We start from the raw sequence: 24,023 nt of genomic DNA, 5'->3' as shown, positions 1-24,023 counted from the left end.
TTTTTCATATGACTGCATCCAGATTCCATAGAATGATGATATCGACAGCATTCCATAATCTGAGCAGTGTATACGTGATGAGGTGGATGCCGATGATATAGAGGATCACCGGCCAGAACGTATCGATCGGCCGGTGCCGGATGGCCAGGTAGAACAAATAGCCGGGATACAGGTTGAGCAGCGTAAAAATGATGACGAGGGAGATGCCGAAAAGAATGAGCAGTGGTGCTTCATTCATATTAAAGAAGTGGTCGATTGCTGTGACAAGCAGGAACAGGCAGTTGGATAGAACGAATACGATGGTCGCAAATACTGCATAGTAGGAAAGCAATGACAGTATACGCACCGGTTTTTTTCTGAACCACCGGATCATGAAGTATAGAAAAAGCAGATTGGATGCGACATATATGGTGAGAATGCCGATTCGCAGCAGCAGTGTGCTGATGAAAGGGACATTTGAAATGGCGTTTCCCGTAAACAGCTCTCCACCGAGCAGATGTCCGAAACTGCTGGTAGCCAGTGTGGCTATCAATAGAAGTGGAATGGTGATATAGGGTGAAATGATGAAAGTCGGGTATAGTCTCCTATGGATTTTCATGAAAAAAGATAGTGGCATTATCAGACCCCCTGGACGATTGCTATCATATTAGCACAAGTGACGCACAATTAATAACGACTTAAACTATGTTATATTGACAATGACGAACAAAAGCGAAAGGATGGTTGAAATGACAGAGAAATACAAGAAGAGAGTAGAGAATCTCACATCCATGCTGGATGTGGATGCGGTCATCATTACAGAACCGACAAACGTCTTCTATTTTACAGGATGCTTCATTGAACCACATGAGCGGATGCTCGCTCTGCTGGTAGATGTAAAGTCGAATGATACGGCACTGATGTTCCCGGCACTCGACCAGGAAGTGGTCAATGATGAGGCGACGGTGGACAATCACCTACCGTACAGTGACGGAGAGGATCCTTTCAGACAGATCTTTGAACACTTGATGGATGCAGAGACCATCGGGATCGAAGGGGGCCATGTCACATACAACCGCTACCAGAAGCTGCTTGAAAATTATACAGCCGAGCAGATTCAATCCATCGAACCGGAGATCAATCGTCTGCGTGGCAAGAAGGATGAAGACGACAGGGAAAAGCTTCAGGAAGCTGTTGATATAACGGAAAAGGCGCTGGCGGACCTGGTGAATGAACCTGTTTCCGGCAGGACGGAGAAGGAAATCGCAGAGTTCCTGCTACGTAAAGTGAAGGAATATGGTGCAGTTGATGTTTCTTTCGGTCCCCTCGTACTGACAGGAGAAAACTCCGCACTGCCGCACGGCACTTCAGGCGATACGACCGTCGAACCGGGACACTTCCTGCTCATTGATTTCGGTGTTGTAACCAAAGACCGCTATGTATCCGACATGACACGCACATTCATCATCGGCGACCCGACCGAAGAGCAGGAAGCCATCTATAACGCTGTATTGAGAGCGAATGAAGCGGGTATCAAGAAAGCGCAGGCCGGCACACAGATGAATGCGCTGGATGAAGCCGCACGTCATGAAATCATGGAAGACGGTTATGGTGAATATTTCACACACCGTATTGGACATGGTCTCGGTCTCGGACTGCATGAAGCACCATCACTCGACGCCCAGAATACGGACAAGCTTGAGAATGGTCATGTCATCACCATCGAACCGGGTGTCTACAAAACAGGGTTCGGTGGGGTGCGCATCGAAGATATGCTCTATATCGATGATACCACGCATGTCTTTACGAAATTCCCTAAGGATATCGACAGTATCACGATTGAAGGATAAAGTAAAATAGACTCAAAGAGGGTACAGCTGGTCTGAGCTGTACCCTCTTTATATTCAGATGCTACTTTCGTCTCTTCATGAACAGGAGAAATAACGCGATCAGAATGAGTGCGATGGCGACGATCCCGGAAGAGCTGGACATCACTTTAATGTGTTCCTTCCACTGCCTGTCCTCTTTGATTTCAGAATTGGACTTTGAACTTGCGACGGTGTCCTGGATCATCTCTATTGATGGAGGCGAGGTGCGTTCAGCATAGACGAGCACCCTATCCTCACCAGATGCAGTGCATGTAAGTAAGGTGATCATATCTTCATCTTCACGTATCGCAAGCTTATCCACTTCATCAGGAGAAATGATCTCTCGACCTGAAACTTTGTAATAGAGGGTATCTTCGAAGTTATTGATGATGACGATTGCATCGTCTTGCAATTTATCGATGTGGGTGAACCACTCATAATCCGATGAATAGGAGTGGGCCGCTAGGACACTATTGGAAGGTTTCCCGCCTACCGGATAGCTGGTTCCCTCTACACGGGCAACACCGCGATCAAGATTCTCAGGCGTCGCCTTTTCAAACACCGGATAGTGGATATCGAGGGCGGGTATATCGATGGTCGCGACAACATTTTCCATGTCCTCGTACATGCGCGCTGTATGATCTTTCTTCACTACTACAGGCGGGCTGTCTATTGAGCTTGTTCCCGAAAGAGATTCATTATAATGTGTGAAATTCTGATAGGCTGTTCTTTGATCCTCTGAACTCACTTGAAACTGTTCTGAAATAGCGTCCGACTGGCGGGACATGGTGTAGTTGTGATAGAACTTCATGACAGTCGGATACAGGAATATGAATAATCCAAAAAGGAAAAGTGCTGTAATAACCAGTTTTCTAATCATTGGTTCTACCCTTTCTCCTTTTCCATATCCGCCCAAGTATGAAGAAGAGGACTACAATTCCAAGCCCGATCATGTAGTTTTTGTAGACATTGAAGAACTTCATCCACCATGGTGCTTTTCCTTCTTCATGGTATTCCTGGACTTCCGGCGTGTATGCGATCTGATGACCACGCACAATGAGTCTGTGAGAATTGACCATATACGGTGTGCATGTCAAAAGTGTCACATGATCCCCACCTTCTTCGATCCTCAGTTTTTCAAAATCCGACGGTTCAATCACATCAATCCGGTCGACCTCATACGCAAGTGTTTCATCGATATTATGAATGAAGAAGACATCACCGATTTCCATATCGTCGAGATCCGTGAACAATTTCTTATCCGGCAATCCTCTATGTGCAGTCAGTACACTATGAGTGGTTCTCCCCCCGACAGGGAGGGAAGTTCCATCAAGATGTCCGACTCCTTTTTGCAGTACAGTCTCTCCGGTACCTGCGTAGATGGGCAGCTCCTGATGAATTTTTGGAATTTCCACTGTTCCCATCTTTTCATTCACTTCAAGCATCTGGGCGTACATTGCCTTTCCTTCTTCCTCTTCCGCTTCCGTGTAGAAGTCATTCAGGGACTCGTGACCTGTCAACGATTGATTGTATGCATGCGCCTTTTCCATGCGCGCGTCAATGCCACCCTGGTCGAGACGCTTCGCCTCCGCGTTGAAATCCGCCACTTCATCACTGGCACGGTAGTCATAGTAGACCGCACTGACCATGGGATAGATCAATATGCCAAGGCCAATCAGGAAGATGAGAACAATGATCAGATTGAAAATGAAGTTCTTTTTACGGTTGCTTTGATTTTTTTCCTGAGCCATACTATGCCTCCTGTTTTATTCTGAAAAGAAAGAAGGCAGACAGTGCTGTCCACCTTTATCTATCTCAAATTCACTACGCCTGCTTTCTTCTTCTGATCAGTACCAGAGCAAGTATCATCAACGCCAGGCCAATCACTGTGAAAAGGATGGTACCTGTACCACCGGTATCAGGGATTGATACTCTTTTATTAATGATTGGCTGTGTATCGTTATAGGATGAATTATTTACAATAAACTCTGTATTTCGATTTGTAGGCAGAGCATAATCAGTAGGTGCTTTGGTTTCTCTTAACGTATAAGTAGATGAACCTTCATTGTTATCATTATCTATTCCGTAAGATAGCCCTGTAACTTCAAAAGTACCATCTGTGTTCGACGTGAACTTCTTCGCTTCTGCTTGTGTTGCCGCCCAAGAGACATCTAATGTTTCCTTGTCTTGTTTTAAGAATTTGCCATTACTATTTAATATTACAAATTCAGCATCTGGCAAGGTTACCAATTTTCCATTTTCATCTCGATCCTCAGTTACTTTGATAAACTTCTTACCTCCTGTGTAGACCACAGGTGGTTCTTCCACGCTTGTCGAGCTGTTTGTTCCATGACCATTATCAAAAAGTATCCTGGAGTTATTCTTGATGGGATTTCCCATTTCTGCATGATTGTTGATGCGGTTAGTCATAGAGATGTGTAACGTTGGCGGGTTTTGGGAGTCATTCCAAGCAGCTCCCATTTCACTAAACTTAGTTTTTGGTAATTCAATTATTAAATTTCTTGAACCATCGTTGAATGAAATACTGTAATCAATGTCTTTCTTAAGAGTTGTGCCGTTGTAATCTACACTAACGTTATCGACATTGAAATTAAGATGATCATGAATCGTACTTTCGATTGTATATTTATCGTATTCTTCTATCCCTTTCGGCACAGTCGTTTTGATATTCCATGTGATATTTTCTCCGATATCTGCAGATTTTGATTTATCGTTATTTCCGGAAATTGTTTCGTCTATCGTTGGTGTAGCTGCTAGTGTGTTTTTTGGATAGACATGAAGATTCGTGATATATCCGTTACCATTCTTATTTGTGATAGGCAGAACCAGTCCGAACGGAACAGCGGCTGATTTTATAACGGCGGCTGATTTATTTTCAACAAACCAGTAGTACCCTTCGGTCAGTCCCTTGATACTTGTTGTTCCATCATCCTGCGTAGCTGACAAAGCTGTACCAGATGTATTGGTGAGTGTTTCAACTTGAGTGGTTGTTTGGTAGGCGGTCTGATTCTCCATCATTACATCGTAATGTGCTTTACTGACTTCCCAGTAGGTGAATATAATATTTGAAATTGGTTCGCCATCTGGAGTTTCTGTACCAGTCAATTCTCCGTAACTGGCTGTTTCTTTAGTGTCTCCTGTGATTTTATGAATAGTCAGATTTGTGAGGTTTTCAGTTTCAGTAGTTGTAGCATGAATAATTTCCTGAGGTATCACTAAAGTGATTATCAGGCAGAGTGCAAAAATCATTGAAGTAAGCTTGTAAAGTTTCGACATATAAATGCCTCCTATGGTTTTATGATGCTTAGCATCTTATTTGATTTTTAATCTATTTTTAGAAAATAATGACATAAAAACGATGAAGAGTCCGATAGCGAAGAAAGGGATAGTACCCATGCCGCCTGTTTCAGGAAGCATCTGTGGTGCATTTTCTATTTCGATTGTCTCGATGTCCTGGCCATTCAAAGCGATTCTCATGGGTTCGCTGTTCAAAGAATGTCCTGCTGGTGCTTTTGTCATTACGAGCAGATAATCACCAGATCTCAGCTCACTGAATATCAGTTCACCATTCTTATCAGTAATGCCTGTGCTTATGACCTTTCCATTGAGGTCTCTCAGTTCGAAAGTAGATCCTGGTAATACTTCGGACTCACTGCTCGGCGTATGGTTGATTATTTTCAGCTTGCTCAGTTTAGGCATGTTCTTTATTGAGAATGATTTCGTGTCATGTAATTTTCCATTGATGGCGTATGTACCATCTTTTCCGATGGTTACTTTGTACTTGATGCCGTCCGGCTGGTAGCCATTTGGTGCCGAGGTTTCCATCAATACATAATCGCCGACGGAGATTTGTGGAAAGATAACTTTTCCATCGTTTCTTGATGTTGACGTAGCAGTAATGCTGCCTTCACTATTTTTCAGTTGAAACTTCGCACCTGCTAATGGCTTATCATTTTCATCGGTTTTTGTGAATATGAAATCATATTTTTTAGGCAGTGCTCTGGCTTCAGGGATTGGATAATCGAGCACTCTATTACTTGTCTTAGTCGGTACAGCAGTGGTTCTACCATTCATTGCATACCAGGTATTCATCTGGAAATTGGGGTCACCTGTACGAAGAATGACATTATAGTTCAAATTCAACCAGTCGTTCTTCCCTAAATTAACTCCTGTTACAGATAAGGTGCGCATTGCAGTGTTGTATGATATTTTTGCTGTGTTCTTTATTTCAGCTGATGAAGCAGTCAGTGTGTAGTCACTTGCATCGAACACTTTATCAGGTCCAAGGTCGAGATCGTACATCTCTCCGATTGGGTCGGTAATTTTTCCATCGCTGAAAGAATTGACGGAGATCTTATCTTGTATGTCATGTAAAGCACCAGGTAGACCATTTGCTGGATCAGGCAAATTATATGCATAAGTAGGATCACTGGCGATTCTCCCAAGCAATTCGTTCATTTCTTTTAATGAAGCACCATCATTACGAGATTTATTTTCTAAATCAATTCCGACAGTGAAGATGTCCCAATCAGGGTTGTTGTCTTTAATCAATTTTGCTTGTGATATTGTCGGTTGTCCGTGGTTAACTATATGAGTATAAGAGAATAGGGAATGAGAGATATAGTAACCATGTCTTAAAAAGCTTCTCATGTGGTAGCTTGTCCCATCCCCCATCATGTTTAATTTGCCATAATACGTACTTTCAAATTTATTTATCGTCTCGGGATTACCTCTCTCAGAGACACTCTCTCCCTTATAGCTATATGTTGGAGCGCCATCAGTCAAAAGGACCATAACTTTTTTAACGTCATCTGGAGAATATGATAGAATTTCTTCCCCCTTTATCAATCCACGTTGTGTAAAGGTACCTCCTCCCGGATTTTTCTGAGGAAGTGAAGAAAGTATACGTGCAGTGTCATTTGTCAGGCTGCTTGAGCTGACAATCTCTGTCGAATAGTTGACGATGGATATACGAACATTGTTGTTGTCCTCTGTCATGGTTTTAACAAAATCCACCACGCCCGCACGGGTTCTTTGCCACCGTGTTGTACCGTCAGCGTACCGATCATCCATACTGCTGGAGTTGTCCAGTACCAGCACTATGTCCAGTGGCTGTGCAGTAGTGGTTGCACTCCCTTGTGTAGACACATTGATGCTGTATGAATGTTCAGCATCATTAGGTGTGGCACATTTCTGCAGGTAGCCTTCATCATATTTTATGGGCTGTGGGGTCCGGTTTCTATAAAGGTCATATTCCTGCCAACCCATCCTGTCGATGTTTGACTGATTGCTTGCGATGCCTGGAAAAGGTGATGCCATAGTGTTTTCACAACCCGGGAAGAGTGGCTGCTCTCCTGATATAGACATGGCTCCAAGTGCAGTCGCCATACGTGGCATGAAACTGTATTCTTGAGTCAGGTTGCCAAAAGTCGTTGCTTCAGTACTTACTGACTTTGTTTCTTCCAGTGCAAGCTTTTGCGTCTTCGAAATCTCGACCTTTTTTTCTGATGTTTCTTCAAACACTTCTGTCTCTATTTCATCCATCGCTTCGCTTTCTGATAATTCACTTTCTTCGGTGAGGTTTGATTCTTCGGTACTTTCTTCTAGTGCTTCTTTATCTTTTTCGTTATCAGATAAAGCTGCTTCAATTTCAGATCCATTTATTTCTGTAGTATCAACTTCGGGTGATTCTGGTTTTTCTTGAGTCTCTTCTGAGGTTTCCGCTGCTTCTTCTGTTGGCGCTTCATTTTCCTCGGACGGTCCAACCGTTTCTTCTTCCAGTTTCACCGGTTCATCGACAGATGTCTCTGTTTCATCATCTTTTTGAACTGCTTCAGAGCTGTTTTCAGGCTGTTCCGCAGATGTTTCTTCAGATTGCTTTTCTGCATTTTCTTCGGCTTTGATATCATTTACTTCTATATTATTATCTTTAACTGTTATTTCGATTGCTTCTTGCGCTATAGGGTAGATACTGTAGGTAATCGCATTCCCCTCTGCATCATTCAGTGGCAGCTCTTCAATCTTATAGCTGTGTGCATCGGGCTCTATATCTATTGTTCTGATGACTGTCCCTGTCTGATCATTGGCAACTTCGATACTGAATGCAGTCCGTGAGGTGTTGGAGATCATACCTTCGACTTCCGCCTCCAGGTATTCATGCACAATTTCGGTTTCTCCCACGGTCGTGTAGTTGCCCAGGGGTTCTGTCTTTATTTCGTAGATTATTTCGGAGTTATCATCGTCATATTTCCGGATATCTTTGAATATGAATGATGGTTCATCTGGTGGAACCTCCAAAGTTCCAACTGTTTCTGATGCTGCTGTATCGAACAGGTGAACCAGAGTCGCCGGCGGTTTTTCATCTTCTGGCAGATTCTTAAAAGTGATGGTACCTTCAATATTCTGCATGGTGTGGTGGATATCAGCAGCTTTGGCGGTATGCTGATCCAATGACGCCTCGACACTCAATGTATAGTTTGAAGTATGCTGATCTGTAATTTTCGTTGTAAGAACAAAATTTGAAGCTTTTGATGGGTCGTCAAGCTGGATTGTATATGTACCATCGCTTCTTTCTTCCAGTGTACCGACCGTTTCCTTTAGAATATTGATGTTCTCTGCATCCAGTTCATGGCCACCATAGAGCTGAAAGTTCAGCGTACCTTCTGTATAGGCGGCAGCACGATCATTTACTTTTATACGCCATGTCATAATGTCATTTTCTTCATGCCCTTCTACTTCGACTAGTCCAGTGCCACCTGTATTCTCAGGAGATTGATTTGCGAAAACCAGAGTGTCCAGAAAAGTGGAATGCAGTAGAAGGACAGCTAGAAGGATGAAGCTGATTTTTCTGATTTTCAAAAACCTCCCTTATTAACTTCAGGTGATTGCTATCAAATGATGTCCTACAAACATTTTATAAGTAAGTGAATGGATGCACAAATCAACATGTCTCACAAGTAATGCACTTTTTGAAACTTAATTTTATATAAGAATCAGAAAATGGGGGTAGTATAAAGGAGAAGATAATAGCAGAAGAAGGTATTATGAATAAATATACATTATTATTTGTAATATAAAATCCTTGAGCAGATAACTTTGCCATTTCATGTGCTTTCAAAGACACAATATGAAAATAAATGGTAAAATAATACACGATTAGAATAAAAGGAGAAGGTGAGATTTTGAGAAGGGTGCTACCAGCGTGGTTTGTAAGGCATAAGGACATCATCAGGTATTTGGCGACTCGCTTTAAGCCAGTACCAGTGGAACAGCTTGCTAGAGAGGTGGATATATCAGAAAGGGTGTTGAGAGAGGATATTCATAGCATCAATCATAGTATTGGAACGGGAATTTTTGAAATTGAACATAAAGATAGGTGTTTTGAGCTGGTATTCTTTCCGGGGAAGAACCTGGATCACATATATAGACGCTACTTTGAATTGTCGATGGAACATTCCATGCTGGAACACATCTTTTTTAATGAGGGAATCTCCGTCGATGAGCTGGCAGATTATTTTCATACCAGCACGTCCACTACATATCGGCGTATCCGTGCAATCGACAGCATACTCGTTACGGACTTTGATCTGCATTTTGCGACCAATCCATGCTGTCTTAAAGGAGAAGAGGAGAAAATACGGCATTTCTATGCTCAGTACCTCAGTGAAAAGTATAAGGGCGTTTCTTGGCCATTCGACAGCATAGACGAAGGTACGCTCACTAAAATCGTCATCTTCGTAATGAAGGCTTTCAATGAGCCCCTCGATTTTGCCATAATCAGGAATGTAAAGATTCTGATGTCCGTGTCGATAATGAGAGTGAATCAGAATCATCCTGTGGAATTTTTTGATTATGATCGAGAGAAGGCTGCATATTTGCTGGCTGCGCTGGAAGATGATGAGGAACTGTACAAGAAGTTCGATGGATTGCTGGAAAGGAATCTGGATGAGGCAGTCTTGAGCGATATATTTTATGGCTATGCACAAAGAAACGTACACTTCGACTACAGTGCGCTACTCAGTGCTTCATTCGTTACGCCTGAGGTGAATAGGTCGCACCTGAGTTTTTCGAGGTTGGTCGAGCAGCTGTCCAAGCGCTTTAACATACCCGTTTATAACCGTGAGCATATCATTCTCAACCTCCATAACACGGCGCACTTTGAAAACTTTGAAATCTATGTTGAAAGTGTCTTTTTCAAGAGTGTCAATCCGATATTGGAAGTAGCTGAAGCACACATGCCTGATTTCTTTTCAGCAGCTAAGGAGGGGCTGACTCATGTTTTGCATGAACTTTCGTTCAACGTCAAAAATGATTTCATCAATCATCTGCTCTATACGCTGATCATCCACTGGAAAGGCCTGCCCCAGTTCTATCTTGAAAAACAGGGACAGGTCAAAGCATTGCTGATCAGCAACCTGGATATCTATCATGCTCAAATATCAAAGGAACTACTCGATGTTGAATTCGGCAGCCAGATTGATATCAAAGTCTGCAATGGCAGCATAACAAGTTTGGATCAGCTTGCTGAGTATGATGCAGAAGTGATCATTGCCAATTTTCCGCTCGAACCGATTGAAAATAAAATCGTGGTCAGCATAAATAGTGTGCCGAATAGATATGATATCAAACAGTTGAGAGAAGCCATAAGCTCATATTCCGTGTTCTCGCGATGGAAATCCCAAGGCCCCGAGCCGATCAGTCCCGAGTATCGAAATATGTCATATCCGATTCAGTCCTAGGTCTGTGTGGGAATCTTTCTGGATCGTCCCCTCGACTGCAAGGCGAGCAGGACGAGTCCGGCAAGCAGCATGATGAGTCCGGCCCATGACCAAAGTGCGAGCACTTCGCCGACAAACAGGACGCCGAGGAGAGAAGCGGTCAAAGGTTCCGCCAGTGAGAGTGTTACGGCGGATGAAGATTTGACGTGCTTCAGACCACTGGCGAACAGGAAGTATGCAAGTCCGGTGGCGAACAGTCCGATATATAAAGAGACCGAGATGCCACCTGTTGTGGCCAGCCAGGACGGGTCGTTCAACAGTAGGAATGGTGTGAGCAGCAGTGCGCTGATGGTGAAGACGATTGCGGTTATTGCGATGGGTGGATGGTTCCTGACCATCCTTGAGTTCATAATCGTATAGCTCGCAAAGGTTACTCCTGCTCCAAGACCGGAAAGGATACCGAGTGGGTCGACCGTGATCGATCCCGTGTTGAACATCAGCAGTGCACAGCCAAGTATGGCAAGTGTAGTGGACACCCACCATACACGATCGGGTCGTATTTTGAAGAAAAGCCATTCGATCAGACCGGAAAATACCGGTGCACTTCCTATGGAGGCCACAGTGCCGACGGCAACACCTGTCAGTGTGACTGCATTGAAGAAGAACGGCTGGAAAAGTGCCATGGCGATGCCTGCTGCCAAAACCATACGCCAGGGCCAGCCCTTTATTCTGAACTGTCTCATGAACAGGGCGATGATGATCAGAATCAGGCTGCCGATGATCAGGCGCATGGCACCGATAGACAGACTGTCGACATTTTCAGGCAGATATGTTTTCGCGGTGCCTGCGGTGCCCCACAGAATTGCTGCAACGAGAATCATGATGGGTGCCAGACTGGATTTCATTATGCTCCCTCCGTTTCAATAGATGACGGGTGTGGTATGGATATGGAATGAGCCACATTATGGCTACTATACTCCAAAATGGAGTATTATTTCTACATGAATGTTTAAATATCGAAAGGGTTATGAATATGGTAGATACTTTTATGGGATTTGATCCCTGGATGCAGGCGCTGACTGCTACGCTATTTACATGGACCATGACAGGTCTTGGTGCCGCTGTAGTATTTCTGACAAAAGAAGTGAGCGACAAGTTTCTGGATATGATGCTCGGTTTTGCCGGTGGTGTCATGATTGCGGCGAGTTTCTGGTCTCTTCTGGCGCCCGCTATAGAAAACAGCCAGAACAATCCAATCGGGGAATGGTTCCCGGCAGCAGTCGGCTTTCTGCTTGGTGGGCTGTTCATCTATGGATTCGACAAGCTGATTCCGCATGCACACAGAAATGCACCGGATGATCGTATGGAAGGCTGGCGTGCCGAAAGGCAGCGTCGTAGTACGCTGCTTGTATTTTCAATCACGCTACATAACATCCCTGAAGGACTGGCCATCGGCATTGCGTTTGGCGCACTGGCTTCCAATGCTGACCCGACATCAGTAGCTGTCGGGGCGGCGACACTGGCACTCGGCATCGGCATCCAGAATGTCCCGGAAGGAATGGCGGTCGCCATGCCCCTTCGTGGAGAAGGCATGTCGCGTACAAAGAGTTTTTTCTTCGGCTGGATGTCAGGAATTGTTGAGCCGATGGCAGCAGTCGCTGGTATTCTGGCCATTTCATTCATGAGCCCGATTCTGCCGTATGCCCTGGCTCTCGCTGCCGGCGCGATGATTTTTGTGGTCGTCGAAGAGGTCATTCCAAGTACCCAGAAAAATGGCCACTCCGACCTGGCCGTCATGTGTCTGATGCTCGGTTTCACCTTGATGATGATCCTGGATGTGGCACTCGGCTGATAATTTGCAACTTCATGTTTAAGCCCCCCTCCCCATGTGGGTATAGATAACGGATAACACAAGGAGGTAATTACCACATGAAAGTACTTGTAATAGGAGCAAATGGACAAGTCGGTCATCAGGTTGTTGAAAAATTAAAAGATAAAGGCCATCAGCCAGTAGCGATGGTTCGTAAGGAAGAACAGCAGGGACAGTTTGAAGATAAAGGCATCGATACAGTACTCGGAGATCTTCAAGAAGATTTCTCCCATGCATTTGAAGGCGTAGATTCTGTCGTCTTCGCAGCCGGTTCCGGCGGCGATACGGACACTGATATGACAGTGCTCATCGACCAGGAAGGTGCAATCGAGTCTGTCGATAATGCGAAAAAAGCAGGCGTGAAACATTTCGTCATACTCAGTTCCATGGGTGCAGACGATCCGAAAAATGCAGATCAGATCAAATCATATATGTATGCCAAGCACCGCGCGGACGAATACCTCAAGGCATCCGGTCTCGACTATACAATTCTGCGTCCTGGCATGTTGACTAACGATGCAGGTACCGGCAAAGTAAGGCTCTTTGAAGGCGGTACGGAAGTTGCGGAGATTCCAAGAGAAGACGTTGCAAACGTACTCGTGCATATCGTCGATACAAACAAAGCAGAAGGCAAGACATTCTATCTGCATGAAGGCGATACACCGGTAGAAGATACACTGTAGATCAGTAAAAGCTGCAGAGCCTGTTCAGGCTTTGCAGCTTTTTCATATTGGCTAATCTTTATTGTAAGAAGTTTATACATTAATGATATTAAAAGTTTAAAACCTGATGAAAAGGTGAACTTTATATAGGTAGGCATTATTGCATCAGGGGCCATGGAAGGTTTGTACTTACTTAGGTGCAGAGGGAGAGGTTCTGATGAAAACAGCAGCAGATATCATCGTCGATCTGATCGAACGGATTAATGTGCATGATCCAGGTGCCAGAAGAGCGCATGGAAATGGTGCGAACTATGGAGCGGATGTTGCATTGAATGATAATGGGAAAGCGATTTTTGGAAATGTAGAGCGGTCGGTCGTCCGGCTTTCCAACGTGGCGACTTCTGAAAAAGTACCGGATTGGACAATCAATGTCAAAGGCTGTTCCATACGCTTTGACCATCCGGCCCGGCCCATCGACATCATCGGTGTGACCTTTCCATATTTTCCATTTGCGACAGCGTCCGAGACCATCGATTTATTTTATAGAATCCATCGGTTTCTGGGAAATAAAAACATCATCCGTTTTGTGGATATATTCCGTGCCGGGGATCTATACCGGCACCTGGGTGCGCTTGCTCGCTGGTTACCGAAGGATACGGGCATGGATCATTCATATTATTCAGCGCAGAGCTACGGGAAAGATGCCTTGAAGTTCCGACTGGATTACGATACCGGTACCGAAACGATCGATGTGTATGCTGAACACGATGCATCCATTACCAGCTATAGTCCTGAAAGTGAACTATATCTCGGGAAAGTGACGATCGATAAAGAGGTACAGGTGAAGGAAATCAAATTCATGGATGCGATGAATGCACCGTTTGGCCGTGCGCCGAACGGAGAGATTCCGCTCCTCAGACACTTTGTCTACAGGCGCTCGTTCCTTGGACGCATGGATGAAGTGCAACTGGATCAGCATGAGTATGAAATGCTTCGCGAATTGTGGGAAGAAGAGAAGTATTTCGTCCTCTCCAAAGACCGCCAGCTGTATGATGAAATCAACCATCTGTTCGATGCAGGTGTAGAAATGTCTGTTGAGACGTTCAGCCGGCTGATGGATCAGGCTTACGATAAGAAGTATGAAGCAGAAACGATACGCAGCTATTTCACTGAAGTATGGAGTCATTTTACAGAGACTGCCGATGCAGAGGAGTGGGTGCAGTATCAGGAACTGCTGGACTCGGCCGATATTGATCCGATCAATGTGTTCCTCTCTGACATGGCAATGAAATACGAAGTATCAAAATTGCTAAATTCAACTGTAGTAAAGGTTTTAGGAAGAGAAAATTTATAAAAATACTGAAAGGGAAGATCTAAATGATGCACAATGAAAAATATCAACTGAATGATGGCAGCAGCCTGCCGAAAATTGGACTGGGTACAGTAAATATCCAGGGTGCAATCGGTGTCAACAATATGCTGACAGCTGTCGAAGAGAATGGCTATCGTCTGATCGACACATCGACGAACTATAATAACGAAGGCGCAGTGGGCGAAGTGATCCGCCGTTCCAGTGTTCCGAGAGAAGAGCTGATCATCAGCTCCAAATTGCCTGGTGCGGCGCATGACTATGATAAAGCCATCGGCATGATTCAGGAGTCGCTCTACCGCATCGGTATAGACTACTTCGACAAGTACCTGATACACTGGCCACTGCCGAAGCAGGATAAATATGTGCAGGCATGGCAGGCACTGATTGATGCCCAGAAATTTGGACTGATCAAGACCATCGGTGTATCAAACTTCCTGGCAGAACACCTGGAGCGCATCATTGATGAGACAGGTGTCACACCAGCAACCAATCAGATCGAGCGCCATCCGTATTTCAACAACAAGGCACTCGTCGAAACAAATAAAAAGTATGGTATCGTGACGGAGGCATGGAGTCCGTTCGGTCGTGAAATCAATGATGTACTTGAAAATGAAACCATCAAGGAAATTGCCGAAAAGTATGGCAAATCACCGGCACAGGTCATCATCCGCTGGAACCTCCAGAACGATGTCCTGATCATTCCGAAATCATCTTCTGCAGAACGTCAGAAGGAAAATCTTGAGGTATATGACTTCGAGCTGACAGATGAGGATCTCAGTGCGATAGATGCTCTGGATAAAGGGGAGCCGGGCAGAGTGGAAGACCAGCACCCGAATGAATACGAAGAGTATGTATAGACTTTCAGATAAACAGAAGCGTTCCGGAATTTCCGGAACGCTTTTTTATTTCTTTATCTTTATCTGTTCATATTTCTGGAACCATTCCGGAAATGTCTTTTTGAATGCAACCGTTTTGAATTCATCATCCACTTTCTTTACAACAATGAGCGTAGTGGTCGCTTCCGTACATACTTCGCCGGAGCCATTGACGATTTCATATCCGTAGACAGTCTTGATCCCACTATTTTCTTCGATCCATGTGCGTACAAAGGCGCGATCACCATACTTCAATGCTTTCTTATAGGTGACATTCAAATTATATACAGGTGCATAGTAGCCTGCACGCTCCATAGCCACATAGTCATATCCGATATCTTCAATCAGCTGCATACGTCCAAGTTCGAGCCATTTTGCGTAGTTGCCATGATAGATGACGCCCATCATGTCCGTATCTGCATACATGATCTGTATTTCCTTCTCAGCAACATAACCTTGTTCCATATTACTCTACCTTCCTTTATGTCGATTCATCCTGCTCATCATGAGCATCTGAAATACATTGTACTACAATTGGTCCGGACAGGTGCATCGACTGCATCCTCTTTCCATATCATTTACCAGCGTTTTATTTTCTGCCTGGCTTTTTCATAAGTGTTTTTCAAAAAAATGCGCAATGCGTGGACTGTGCCTACCTTGCTGTGACTTTGCCATTGAACCCACTCGAGAGACAGTAGACACAGAAGCAGCCAGACCGTTCCCACACTATAACCAGCCAGAACATCGCTTGGGAAATGGGCACCCAGATAGATGCGGCTCGTTCCAATCAGGATGATCAGCAATGCGGAAATGGTGAGTGTCAAAATTTTCACTGCCCTTTTCCGACTGCTTCTGATGATGAAATAGGCGACAAAGCCATAAAAAACCAGTGCCCCCAGCGAGTGTCCACTTGGAAAGCTGAAACCCGTGGCATCGATGGCTTCATTGATGGAGGGACGACTTCTTCCGTAGACTTGTTTCAGCAGTGATGTCAGCAGGGCACCACCACCCATCGCAATGATAAAGAGCAATATGCCCCATTTATCTTTGGATTTTATCCAGAGGCACAAGATGACAATAACCGATAAGACTGCCAGAAGCCACACAGATCCCAATTCTGTGATGACGATATAAATGTTATCGAGTGCAGGCGCTGCTATCGATTCAAAAGAGCTGATGATCATATTATCAAAACGCTGCAGTTCTTTTTCCAGAAGTTCATCCGAAAGTTCTGCGAATAGCCATAGGAAAAAAATAGCTATACCGAGTCCAATCAGTAAAACTAGCACAGGGAAATTTGTCTTCCTATTTTTGTCTTCCATAATCCAATCACTCGCCGTCGAATAGTGTCTTATTTCCTATTCCTTTTGCATTTACTTATCGTGCATACCCAATCCTAGTTGAAATGCAACTCCTATCTAAAACTGTACCCGACAGGACCGGGGAAAAACTTTTTATGATCCTTGTACTTGATGGCTCCTATATGAAAAGTGGTTCCGAAGAAACGCTGATCAGTTGAGATCTGCCAGTCTTTCACCGTTATTGACAAGTTCATTCCTCTACTATATAGTTAGTCAGGCTAACTAACGGAATGGAGTGTTCCAATGAATATCGAGCAGAAATTTTTTGATACCTATATGGAAATCTACCGGCCTTATATCAATCGGGCGAATCGTATTCTTTCTGCCTACGGTCTGTACAGTTCACAATGGCTGATCCTGAAGGATATAGAGAAGCACGGAAAGACATCTTCTGTGGATGTCAGCCGTCGTCGGGGAATTGAAAAGCCGACGGCAACGAAGGTGATCAAGCATCTTCTGGAACTTGGTTTCATCGAGTCGAATCCAGGCGAGGATCGCCGCATCAAGCACCTTACGATGACCGAGTCGGGAGAAGCACTGTTTGTAGAGGTAAGGGCGAAAATGAATGAACTGCAGCGGGAAGTCCTTGGCGACTTTGAGCATGAAGAGCTGGAAGGTCTGGTGGATGCATTGGGACGTATCAAATTATAGAAAGGAAGTGTGGTCTTGGCGAAAAGTGAACATCTGGGTGATCGGATATGGACGAAGGAGTTCGTCGTCATATTCTTCTATCACTTCATTGTTTTATTTTCAATGTATGTATCCATCGTAACAATAGGAAATTATGCGATTGAGCAGTATGGAGCGAGCTCCAGTACTGCCGGACTGGTCTCCAGCATTTTTATTATCGGTGTCCTTGCCGGACGTATAGTGACGGGCCCTCAGATCAATCGTCTGGGTGCGCAGAAAATACTGTATATCGGCGCAGTCCTGTTTTTCACTACTTATATGCTCTACTTTATAAATGGGGGGCTGGCACTTCTGATTGCTGCACGTTTCCTGAACGGCTTTGCCACAGGACTGATCAGTACATCAGTCAACACGCTGGCAACAATTGCAGTACCTGAAAATCGCAGGGGTGAGGGGATCAGCTACTTCAGTCTGAGTTTCGTGCTCGGCTCTGCCATCGGACCGTTTCTCGGTTTCCTGATGCTTGAAGTGATGACATTCAATACGCTGCTCATCATTGTCGGTATCGCCGTATTTCTCGGCACACTGATGCTGCCGTTGGTTAGGACAAATAATATCGTCAAAGGTGAACGGAAGCCGACCGGGAAGTTTAAAGTGATCGATCGGGATGCGATGCCGATGGGGCTCACGGCGCTTTTCATGGGACTGGCCTATGCATCGATCCTGTCATTTTTGAATCTGCACGCGATAGAAATCAATCTTGTTACTGCAGCAAGCTTCTTCTTCCTCGTATATTCTGCTGCCATCATGATGACACGACCATTCACGGGTAAGATTCTCGATCAGAAAGGCGCCAATATCATTCTTTATCCGGCATTCATCATCATGTCAATCGGCTTCTTTACATTGGGTGGTGCGACAACGGGGTTCACACTGCTGCTTGCCGGTGCGCTGATCGGGCTCGGATTCGGTAATTTTCAATCTGTTGCCCAGGCTGTCTGTGTCAATCTGGCATCAAGGGAAAACGTCGGCCTTGCGACATCGACGTATTTCATCATGCTCGAAGTGGGACTCGGTTTCGGTCCATTCTTCCTCGGACTGCTTATCCCTTCGCTCGGCTATGGTGGACTCTATCAGTTCCTTGTCCTGTCGATACTGGTAGCCATGCTTATCTATTACGTTGTCTATGGTCGGCATGAGAAAAGCAGGAAGCAGAACGCTCTAGAATAGATGTAGAAGAAGCGGCTGGGAACTTTTGTTCCAGCCGCTTCTTCTACATATAGTAAAGTGTGAATTCCAAGTCCTTCTGAAGATGGGATATGATCTGCTGTTTGGCATGATCAATCTTCCTATCTTCTATCGACTGGACAATTGCTTCGTGCTCATCCAGCAGCTCTGGTCTCTGTTTTTCTACGACAGTTCGGCTGAATAGATAGATTGTGGAATTCAAGCGGTCATAAGTTTCCGACAGGAATGGATTTCTGATTGCGCGGACCAGCTTATCGTGAAAATTTTTGTTCGCTTTCAAAGTCAGGGACGCATCTCCATCTTTGGCCTGCTTTATATAATTCCGCAACTCCTTCAGATCTTCATCGACGAAAAGGAGCACCGCCTTTTCCACAGCATGGGATTCTATCAGTATGCGCATTTCAAAGAGGTTGCGATAATCTTCCGGCGAGGGTGTGTATATATATCCGTCTTTGACCAGATACTCGAATTCAAGCTGCTTCAGCACTTCCCGTATCGGCGTTCTGCTCACTTCATAAAGTTTCGCAAGCTTGACCTCAGTCATTTTTTCCGTCTTATCGAACGTGCCATTCAATATATCCTCGCGTACTTTTTCATACAAGGTTCTCTCCTGATTCATTTCCTCACCTCTCATAATAATAATTATACAAGAAAGAAAGTTCGTATTAAATGTATACATTTTTAATATAATAGTATACAATACTTTTTAAGTAAACGTTTTCAAAGGAGAGTATATTATGAAAATTGGATTTATTGGGCTGGGTATCATGGGAGCGCCAATGGTTAAGAACCTGCTGGAGCAAGAATATACGGTAATGGTGAACGACTTGAACAAGACGGCTGAAGAGAGAGTGGTTGCGTATGGCGCAACAGCAGTGGGCAGTCTTAGGGAAATGGCGGAACAATCGGAAGCAATCATAACAATGCTGCCGAACGGTGCCATTGTGAATAGTGTTCTTTTCGACGGAGAAAACGCGCTCTATCCACATCTGAGAGAAGGGCAGTATCTACTCGATATGAGCTCACTGGCGCCGACGGACTCGATTGAAATCAGTCATCGACTTTCTAAAAAAGGTGTTGTTTTTGCAGATGCACCCGTAAGTGGGGGAGAAGCATTGGCGATCACAGGAGAACTGTCGGTCATGATGGGCTGTGAGGAGACATATCTTGAAAAACTGAAGGAGATTGTCGCACCGATGGCGAAGTCAGTCATCAGAGTAGGTGATGTGGGTGCAGGGAGCACGGTGAAACTTGCCAATCAGATCATCGTCAACACGAACATTGCAGCACTTTCTGAAGCGGTGGTCCTCGCCAAAAGTTTCAACATCGATCTTGACGCAATGTTTGAGGCCATCAGGAACGGACTTGCAGGCTCGAGTGTCATGGAAGCCAAGTTTCCAAAGATGATTGCGGAAGACTATGCGCCAGGCGGCACGATCAACATCAACTACAAGGATCTGCATAATGTTACTACAACCAGTGACCAGGAGAAGATTACGCTGCCACTGACGAACATGGTGAAGGAAATGTACAAGTCTGAAATTATAAACGGCAATGGGATGAATGATCATTCAGGCATCATCAAGCATATTGAAAGAATCAATGGAAAGTAGGGATGGACATGAACTGGAATGTATTGAATGCGGTCGCAGATTGCGACACAGAACGAGATTTTGAAAGCTTCGATTATAAGGTCGTCGTCCTGGATGATGATCCTACCGGTACACAGACCGTCAAAGATCTGAATGTCTATACCGCCTGGGATGAAGCGCTTGTCCGGGATGGTTTCCTGTCGGATAACAACATGTTCTATATCATGACCAATTCAAGGGCACTGTCCGAAGCGGAGACAATCGGGACTCATAAGGAGATCACCCGTGTGCTTGAAAAAGTATCATTGGAACTCGATCAGCCTTATCTCATCATCAGCAGAGGGGACTCGACCTTGAGAGGGCATTCATACATCGAGCCGAAAACGATCAATGACGCGAGTCCGGACGGATTTGATGCAGTATTTCATATTCCTGCCTTCTTTGAAGGGGGACGCTATACGTATCAGGGCGTGCACTACTTGAAAGAGGGTGAGACTTTCTTACCTGTTCATGAAAGCGAATTCGCGAATGATTCGACTTTCGGTTTCAATGCAGCAACGATGCAGGAATATGTTGCCGAAAAGAGCCGGGGCGAAGTGGACGAAAGCCACGTGAAGCATATTGATCTCGATATGCTCAGAGGATGCGATGATGCCCAGCTTCTGGAATTCATCGATGCACTGTCGAACTTTGACCAGGTGATCGTGGACGCTGCCAACGACAAGGATCTTGAGTTTTTCACGGCTGTACTGATGGACTATCTGAACCGTGAAAATAAAAAATTCATATTCAGAACGGCCGCTTCTTTCGTCAAATCGATCTGTGCCACGCCGGGAGAAGTGCTTGACCAGTCGCAGATGACGGACCAGGGGGACACCCATGGCGGCATCATCGTCGTCGGCTCCCATGTCAAAAAGACGACCCAGCAGCTTGAACAGCTGATCAGCCATTCCAATATCGAGGCACTGGAATTCAGTGTGTCGGAAGTGAAGGACAAGGCGGGTCTCTCTGACTATATCGAACACCATAGAAAACAGGCTGAGCAGCTGATCGAGGATGGCAAGGATGTCGTCATCTTCACATCCCGTGAACTGATCAGAACCGAAGATAGAGATGAAAGCCTGAAGATATCGAAACGGATATCCGAGAGCCTGGTCGCAATCGTATCGAACCTGGAGGTCAAACCCAGGTTCATCATCGCAAAAGGCGGCATCACTTCAAGCGACCTTGCGACAATCGGGCTTGGCGTCAGGAAGGCACGTGTACTTGGCCAGGCGGAGAAAGGCATTCCGGTCTGGCTGACGATGGCGGAGTCGAAGTATCCATCAATGCCTTATATCGTCTTCCCGGGCAACGTCGGTGACGCCGGGACACTGCTTGATGTCTACAGAAAACTGGACAAGGGAGAATCGTAACATGTTGCTGATCCTATTCATACTGGCACTTGCAGTACTGTTCCTATTGATATTGAAATTCAAGATTGAACCCTTCATTGCCCTTTTGATTACATCATTCGGTCTGGCATTGGCGGTCCGGATACCGATCAGTGAGGCGTCGGCCATCATTGCCGATGGTTTCGGAAGTACACTGGCAGGTGTCGGTATCCTCATTGGGCTCGGCATCGTCTTCGGCCAGTTTCTTGCCAAAGCGGGCGCGGTGGAAAAGATTGCTGAAGGAATCCTTTCCCTGACAGGTTCCAAAAAGTCACCGGCCGGTCTGGCACTGACCGGGACGATCGTATCCATCCCTGTATTTTTCGATGCTGCGTTCGTCATATTGAACAAAGTCATCAAAAGTCTCAGTACGAAAACCGGCATCGCGCGAATCACTTTTGTCACCGCTCTCGCTGTAGGTCTGATCGTCTCCCACAGCATGGTCATTCCCACACCGGGACCGCTGGTTGTTGCGGAGAACATCGGTGTCGATCTCGGCATCTTCCTGATCGCCGGTATATTCGTGGCCGTCGTCGCAACACTTGTCGGTGGTTTCGGGTACGGTACGTTCATCGGCAGACGGATGAAGACCGAAATAACGGAAGAAGCAGAGGAGGTGGTGCATGATCCTGAAGTACAGCACTCAATAAAGCGAATTTCCAAAAAGCTTTCCTTTGGACTCATTGCGCTTCCGATTGTGCTTATTCTGAGCAACACACTGTCCCAGCTCTTCATTCCCGATAACCCATTGTCATCGTTCTTCGCTTTTGTAGGGGATAAGAATGTTGCGCTTCTGATTGCGGTACTCGTTTCACTGGTTGTACTGAAACCTTACATCGCAGGACCCTACAAAGCGCAGTTCAACCAATCGATGCAGGATGCCGGAAGCATACTGCTGATTACAGGTGCTGGTGGTGCATTTGGTGCAGTCATCAATGCCAGTGGGATGGGGGACTATCTCATTGAAATGATGACCAGCTGGAATATCCACATCCTGCTGCTTGCCTTTATTTTCACACAGATACTCAGAGCATCTTTAGGATCCGCGACAGTTGCCCTTGTGACGACTTCGAGCATACTCGGACCACAGATTGCTGAACTCGCAGTGTCCCCGGTACTGCTTGCGCTCGCCATCTGTTCAGGTGCAATCGGTCTGTCACTACCGAACGATTCCGGATTCTGGGTCGTCAACCGCTTCGGCAACCTGACGGTGGCACAGACACTGAAAGCATGGTCACTCGGAGGATTTGTTGCCGGCCTGACGGGCATCACACTCGTCTACATCATGTACTTTATTGGGCAATTGATGTAAGCGCTTATATAATGAACGAAGAGCGGTCATCATCCTGCAAAGGACGGTGACCGCTCTTGATATTACTGTCATTTATTTCGTATGGACAGGCCATATTGTGCAATCGATATCAGCAGTATGGCCGCAACCAGAAACATGCCGAGTATTTGGGCATTCCCTGTGAACACAGAATAGACGGCGAGGATAACGAGCGATATGAAAAGGAGTGACGATGTGCTGACATATGCTTTATAAAGGCCGTTGAGCATGACATGACGCTCGCCCTCATCCGATAGGGCGAGTAGTTTATCTGCGTAGTGCTTGTCTGAGACATCAGGCAGGTTTCTCTCGGGATACATCAATTTTGTAATGGAAGGCGTCAGCAGCTGGACAATGAATGAGGCGATGAAGGTGGCCATGGCAGCCAGCAGAAACCAGACAGGCATCTCTATGACAGCGCCCATCCCTAAAGCGAGGACCCCTAGGACGGTTGAAATCTGGGTGATCAACGTGAGATCTACAAATTTCCGGTATTTATACTGCTCCATCGCATCTTCATCAACACCTTCTACAGCCGCTCTATTTCTAAGATGGAAAAACTTATAGATTGCAATGATTGTAGAGAGGATGGCCAGTACCAGCAAAACTTTCGGCACCCATTCATAATTGCCCATAAATAGTACGTCATGATTCATCACAAGATAGGCGGCAATGAATCCTAAAGTTGCATATAGCAGCAGTTTCAAAGTGGTTTTCATTTAAAGCTCCTCCTCATCGAATATGAAAATCTCTTCTATCGGTTCGTCGAAGATCTTGGCAAAGCGCTTAGCGATTAAAAGTGAGGGGATATATTCCTCCCGTTCGATCAGGCTGACGGTCTGCCTGGATATTCTGGCGCGTTTCGCGAGTTCTGTCTGATTCAGCCCATGGCGTGCACGGAATTCTTTCAATCGTGTTCTCATCATCTCACCTCTTAATCTAAGTATATAGTATTATTGTCAAAATGACAATTATATTTGTCATAAATAAAAGTAAAGCAGTCAATTCATCTATTTTCTGAATCTTGTGATATAATGCGTGGGAAACCAATTTTTTATAATGGAG

22 protein-coding genes are annotated in these 24,023 nt (G+C 45.3%); 11 read left to right on the top strand and 11 right to left on the bottom strand.

Features of this window, described 5'->3' with window-relative positions:
* Positions 1-4: 4 nt before the first annotated feature.
* On the bottom strand, positions 5-616 hold the full coding sequence (locus GQ671_RS09040; RefSeq protein ID WP_160655919.1) for a hypothetical protein: 612 nt from the start codon (positions 614-616) through the stop codon (positions 5-7).
* 112 nt (positions 617-728) lie between these two features.
* On the opposite strand from GQ671_RS09040, the gene GQ671_RS09035 reads away from it, so the two are divergent.
* The gene (locus tag GQ671_RS09035; RefSeq protein WP_246153221.1) at positions 729-1,829 is read left to right on the top strand and encodes a M24 family metallopeptidase; all 1,101 of its coding nucleotides are present in this window, start codon (positions 729-731) and stop codon (positions 1,827-1,829) included.
* 61 nt (positions 1,830-1,890) lie between these two features.
* On the opposite strand, the gene GQ671_RS09030 is transcribed toward GQ671_RS09035, so the two are convergent.
* The 4 genes from GQ671_RS09030 to GQ671_RS09015 form a co-directional block, all read right to left on the bottom strand.
* Positions 1,891-2,727 (bottom strand): class C sortase, encoded by an 837-nt coding sequence (locus GQ671_RS09030; protein ID WP_160655914.1) that lies wholly within the window; start codon positions 2,725-2,727, stop codon positions 1,891-1,893.
* Positions 2,720-3,598, bottom strand: a complete 879-nt coding sequence (locus GQ671_RS09025) for a class C sortase (RefSeq protein WP_160655912.1) — start codon at positions 3,596-3,598, stop codon at positions 2,720-2,722. Before GQ671_RS09025 ends, GQ671_RS09030 begins: the two co-directional genes overlap by 8 nt.
* 73 nt (positions 3,599-3,671) lie before the next feature.
* Positions 3,672-5,144, bottom strand: coding sequence for a SpaH/EbpB family LPXTG-anchored major pilin (locus GQ671_RS09020; protein WP_160655910.1), 1,473 nt, complete (start codon positions 5,142-5,144; stop codon positions 3,672-3,674).
* A 36-nt stretch (positions 5,145-5,180) separates the two neighbouring features.
* Entirely contained in the window at positions 5,181-8,726 is a 3,546-nt protein-coding gene (locus GQ671_RS09015) for a vWA domain-containing protein (RefSeq protein ID WP_160655908.1), read from the bottom strand.
* Positions 8,727-9,058: 332 nt separating this feature from the next.
* On the opposite strand from GQ671_RS09015, the gene GQ671_RS09010 reads away from it, so the two are divergent.
* Entirely contained in the window at positions 9,059-10,606 is a 1,548-nt protein-coding gene (locus tag GQ671_RS09010; protein WP_322789474.1) for a M protein trans-acting positive regulator PRD domain-containing protein, read from the top strand.
* Here GQ671_RS09010 and GQ671_RS09005 read toward each other — a convergent pair.
* Entirely contained in the window at positions 10,603-11,490 is an 888-nt protein-coding gene (locus tag GQ671_RS09005) for an EamA family transporter (protein ID WP_160655902.1), read from the bottom strand. The two genes, GQ671_RS09010 and GQ671_RS09005, sit on opposite strands and share 4 nt — an antisense overlap.
* 128 nt (positions 11,491-11,618) lie before the next feature.
* On the opposite strand from GQ671_RS09005, the gene GQ671_RS09000 reads away from it, so the two are divergent.
* The 4 genes from GQ671_RS09000 (at position 11,619) to GQ671_RS08985 (ending at position 15,346) form a co-directional block, all read left to right on the top strand.
* Positions 11,619-12,437, top strand: coding sequence for a ZIP family metal transporter (locus tag GQ671_RS09000; RefSeq protein ID WP_160655898.1), 819 nt, complete (start codon positions 11,619-11,621; stop codon positions 12,435-12,437).
* Positions 12,438-12,514: 77 nt separating this feature from the next.
* A complete protein-coding gene (locus GQ671_RS08995) occupies positions 12,515-13,138 on the top strand; it encodes an SDR family oxidoreductase (protein ID WP_160655895.1) in 624 nt (207 codons plus the stop codon).
* A gap of 196 nt (positions 13,139-13,334) precedes the next feature.
* The gene (locus GQ671_RS08990; protein WP_160655892.1) at positions 13,335-14,471 is read left to right on the top strand and encodes a catalase family protein; all 1,137 of its coding nucleotides are present in this window, start codon (positions 13,335-13,337) and stop codon (positions 14,469-14,471) included.
* Positions 14,472-14,494: 23 nt separating this feature from the next.
* On the top strand, positions 14,495-15,346 hold the full coding sequence (locus GQ671_RS08985) for an aldo/keto reductase (protein WP_160655889.1): 852 nt from the start codon (positions 14,495-14,497) through the stop codon (positions 15,344-15,346).
* Between the two features lie 45 nt (positions 15,347-15,391).
* Here GQ671_RS08985 and GQ671_RS08980 read toward each other — a convergent pair whose 3' ends face one another.
* Complete coding sequence (locus GQ671_RS08980) at positions 15,392-15,829, bottom strand: acyl-CoA thioesterase (protein WP_160655886.1); 438 nt, start codon at positions 15,827-15,829, stop codon at positions 15,392-15,394.
* A gap of 113 nt (positions 15,830-15,942) precedes the next feature.
* Positions 15,943-16,686, bottom strand: a complete 744-nt coding sequence (locus GQ671_RS08975) for a phosphatase PAP2 family protein (RefSeq protein ID WP_160655883.1) — start codon at positions 16,684-16,686, stop codon at positions 15,943-15,945.
* 282 nt (positions 16,687-16,968) lie between these two features.
* On the opposite strand from GQ671_RS08975, the gene GQ671_RS08970 reads away from it, so the two are divergent.
* Both GQ671_RS08970 and GQ671_RS08965 read left to right on the top strand, forming a co-directional pair.
* Complete coding sequence (locus GQ671_RS08970; protein WP_160655880.1) at positions 16,969-17,376, top strand: MarR family winged helix-turn-helix transcriptional regulator; 408 nt, start codon at positions 16,969-16,971, stop codon at positions 17,374-17,376.
* A 15-nt stretch (positions 17,377-17,391) separates the two neighbouring features.
* Entirely contained in the window at positions 17,392-18,585 is a 1,194-nt protein-coding gene (locus GQ671_RS08965; RefSeq protein WP_160655877.1) for an MFS transporter, read from the top strand.
* Positions 18,586-18,628: 43 nt separating this feature from the next.
* Here GQ671_RS08965 and GQ671_RS08960 read toward each other — a convergent pair whose 3' ends face one another.
* Entirely contained in the window at positions 18,629-19,222 is a 594-nt protein-coding gene (locus GQ671_RS08960; protein WP_160655874.1) for a GntR family transcriptional regulator, read from the bottom strand.
* Between the two features lie 118 nt (positions 19,223-19,340).
* On the opposite strand from GQ671_RS08960, the gene GQ671_RS08955 reads away from it, so the two are divergent.
* Genes GQ671_RS08955 through GQ671_RS08945 form a run of 3 tightly spaced genes read left to right on the top strand, consistent with a single transcriptional unit; the run spans position 19,341 to position 22,940 of the window.
* On the top strand, positions 19,341-20,216 hold the full coding sequence (locus GQ671_RS08955; RefSeq protein ID WP_160655871.1) for an NAD(P)-binding domain-containing protein: 876 nt from the start codon (positions 19,341-19,343) through the stop codon (positions 20,214-20,216).
* An 8-nt stretch (positions 20,217-20,224) separates the two neighbouring features.
* Positions 20,225-21,610 (top strand): four-carbon acid sugar kinase family protein, encoded by a 1,386-nt coding sequence (locus GQ671_RS08950; RefSeq protein ID WP_160655868.1) that lies wholly within the window; start codon positions 20,225-20,227, stop codon positions 21,608-21,610.
* A complete protein-coding gene (locus GQ671_RS08945; protein ID WP_246153220.1) occupies positions 21,576-22,940 on the top strand; it encodes a GntP family permease in 1,365 nt (454 codons plus the stop codon). The genes GQ671_RS08950 and GQ671_RS08945 overlap by 35 nt, the downstream gene beginning before the upstream one ends.
* A gap of 68 nt (positions 22,941-23,008) precedes the next feature.
* Here GQ671_RS08945 and GQ671_RS08940 read toward each other — a convergent pair whose 3' ends face one another.
* Together GQ671_RS08940 and GQ671_RS08935 are read right to left on the bottom strand one after the other, a co-directional pair.
* Complete coding sequence (locus GQ671_RS08940; RefSeq protein ID WP_160655863.1) at positions 23,009-23,677, bottom strand: DUF3169 family protein; 669 nt, start codon at positions 23,675-23,677, stop codon at positions 23,009-23,011.
* Positions 23,678-23,881, bottom strand: coding sequence for a helix-turn-helix transcriptional regulator (locus tag GQ671_RS08935; RefSeq protein WP_160655860.1), 204 nt, complete (start codon positions 23,879-23,881; stop codon positions 23,678-23,680).
* Positions 23,882-24,023: the final 142 nt, after the last annotated feature.

Origin of the sequence: Salinicoccus hispanicus, from assembly GCF_009831115.1 — a bacterium.
GTDB classification, from domain to species: Bacteria; Bacillota; Bacilli; order Staphylococcales; family Salinicoccaceae; genus Salinicoccus; species Salinicoccus hispanicus.
This window is presented reverse-complemented; position numbering and strand designations above follow the sequence as displayed.

What these genes read in the sequence shown, in the direction of transcription:
- GQ671_RS08970 (WP_160655880.1), top strand. Translation starts at nt 16,969, where the DNA reads ATGAATATCGAGCAGAAATTTTTTGATACCTATATGGAAATCTACCGG.
- GQ671_RS09025 (WP_160655912.1), bottom strand. Translation starts at nt 3,598, where the DNA reads ATGGCTCAGGAAAAAAATCAAAGCAACCGTAAAAAGAACTTCATTTTC.
- GQ671_RS08940 (WP_160655863.1), bottom strand. Translation starts at nt 23,677, where the DNA reads ATGAAAACCACTTTGAAACTGCTGCTATATGCAACTTTAGGATTCATT.
- GQ671_RS09000 (WP_160655898.1), top strand. Translation starts at nt 11,619, where the DNA reads ATGGTAGATACTTTTATGGGATTTGATCCCTGGATGCAGGCGCTGACT.
- GQ671_RS09005 (WP_160655902.1), bottom strand. Translation starts at nt 11,490, where the DNA reads ATGAAATCCAGTCTGGCACCCATCATGATTCTCGTTGCAGCAATTCTG.
- GQ671_RS08955 (WP_160655871.1), top strand. Translation starts at nt 19,341, where the DNA reads ATGAAAATTGGATTTATTGGGCTGGGTATCATGGGAGCGCCAATGGTT.
- GQ671_RS09035 (WP_246153221.1), top strand. Translation starts at nt 729, where the DNA reads ATGACAGAGAAATACAAGAAGAGAGTAGAGAATCTCACATCCATGCTG.
- GQ671_RS08950 (WP_160655868.1), top strand. Translation starts at nt 20,225, where the DNA reads ATGAACTGGAATGTATTGAATGCGGTCGCAGATTGCGACACAGAACGA.
- GQ671_RS08935 (WP_160655860.1), bottom strand. Translation starts at nt 23,881, where the DNA reads ATGAGAACACGATTGAAAGAATTCCGTGCACGCCATGGGCTGAATCAG.
- GQ671_RS08975 (WP_160655883.1), bottom strand. Translation starts at nt 16,686, where the DNA reads ATGGAAGACAAAAATAGGAAGACAAATTTCCCTGTGCTAGTTTTACTG.
- GQ671_RS08960 (WP_160655874.1), bottom strand. Translation starts at nt 19,222, where the DNA reads ATGAATCAGGAGAGAACCTTGTATGAAAAAGTACGCGAGGATATATTG.
- GQ671_RS08980 (WP_160655886.1), bottom strand. Translation starts at nt 15,829, where the DNA reads ATGGAACAAGGTTATGTTGCTGAGAAGGAAATACAGATCATGTATGCA.
- GQ671_RS08990 (WP_160655892.1), top strand. Translation starts at nt 13,335, where the DNA reads ATGAAAACAGCAGCAGATATCATCGTCGATCTGATCGAACGGATTAAT.
- GQ671_RS08945 (WP_246153220.1), top strand. Translation starts at nt 21,576, where the DNA reads ATGTCTACAGAAAACTGGACAAGGGAGAATCGTAACATGTTGCTGATC.
- GQ671_RS09040 (WP_160655919.1), bottom strand. Translation starts at nt 616, where the DNA reads ATGCCACTATCTTTTTTCATGAAAATCCATAGGAGACTATACCCGACT.
- GQ671_RS09020 (WP_160655910.1), bottom strand. Translation starts at nt 5,144, where the DNA reads ATGTCGAAACTTTACAAGCTTACTTCAATGATTTTTGCACTCTGCCTG.
- GQ671_RS08985 (WP_160655889.1), top strand. Translation starts at nt 14,495, where the DNA reads ATGATGCACAATGAAAAATATCAACTGAATGATGGCAGCAGCCTGCCG.
- GQ671_RS09030 (WP_160655914.1), bottom strand. Translation starts at nt 2,727, where the DNA reads ATGATTAGAAAACTGGTTATTACAGCACTTTTCCTTTTTGGATTATTC.
- GQ671_RS08995 (WP_160655895.1), top strand. Translation starts at nt 12,515, where the DNA reads ATGAAAGTACTTGTAATAGGAGCAAATGGACAAGTCGGTCATCAGGTT.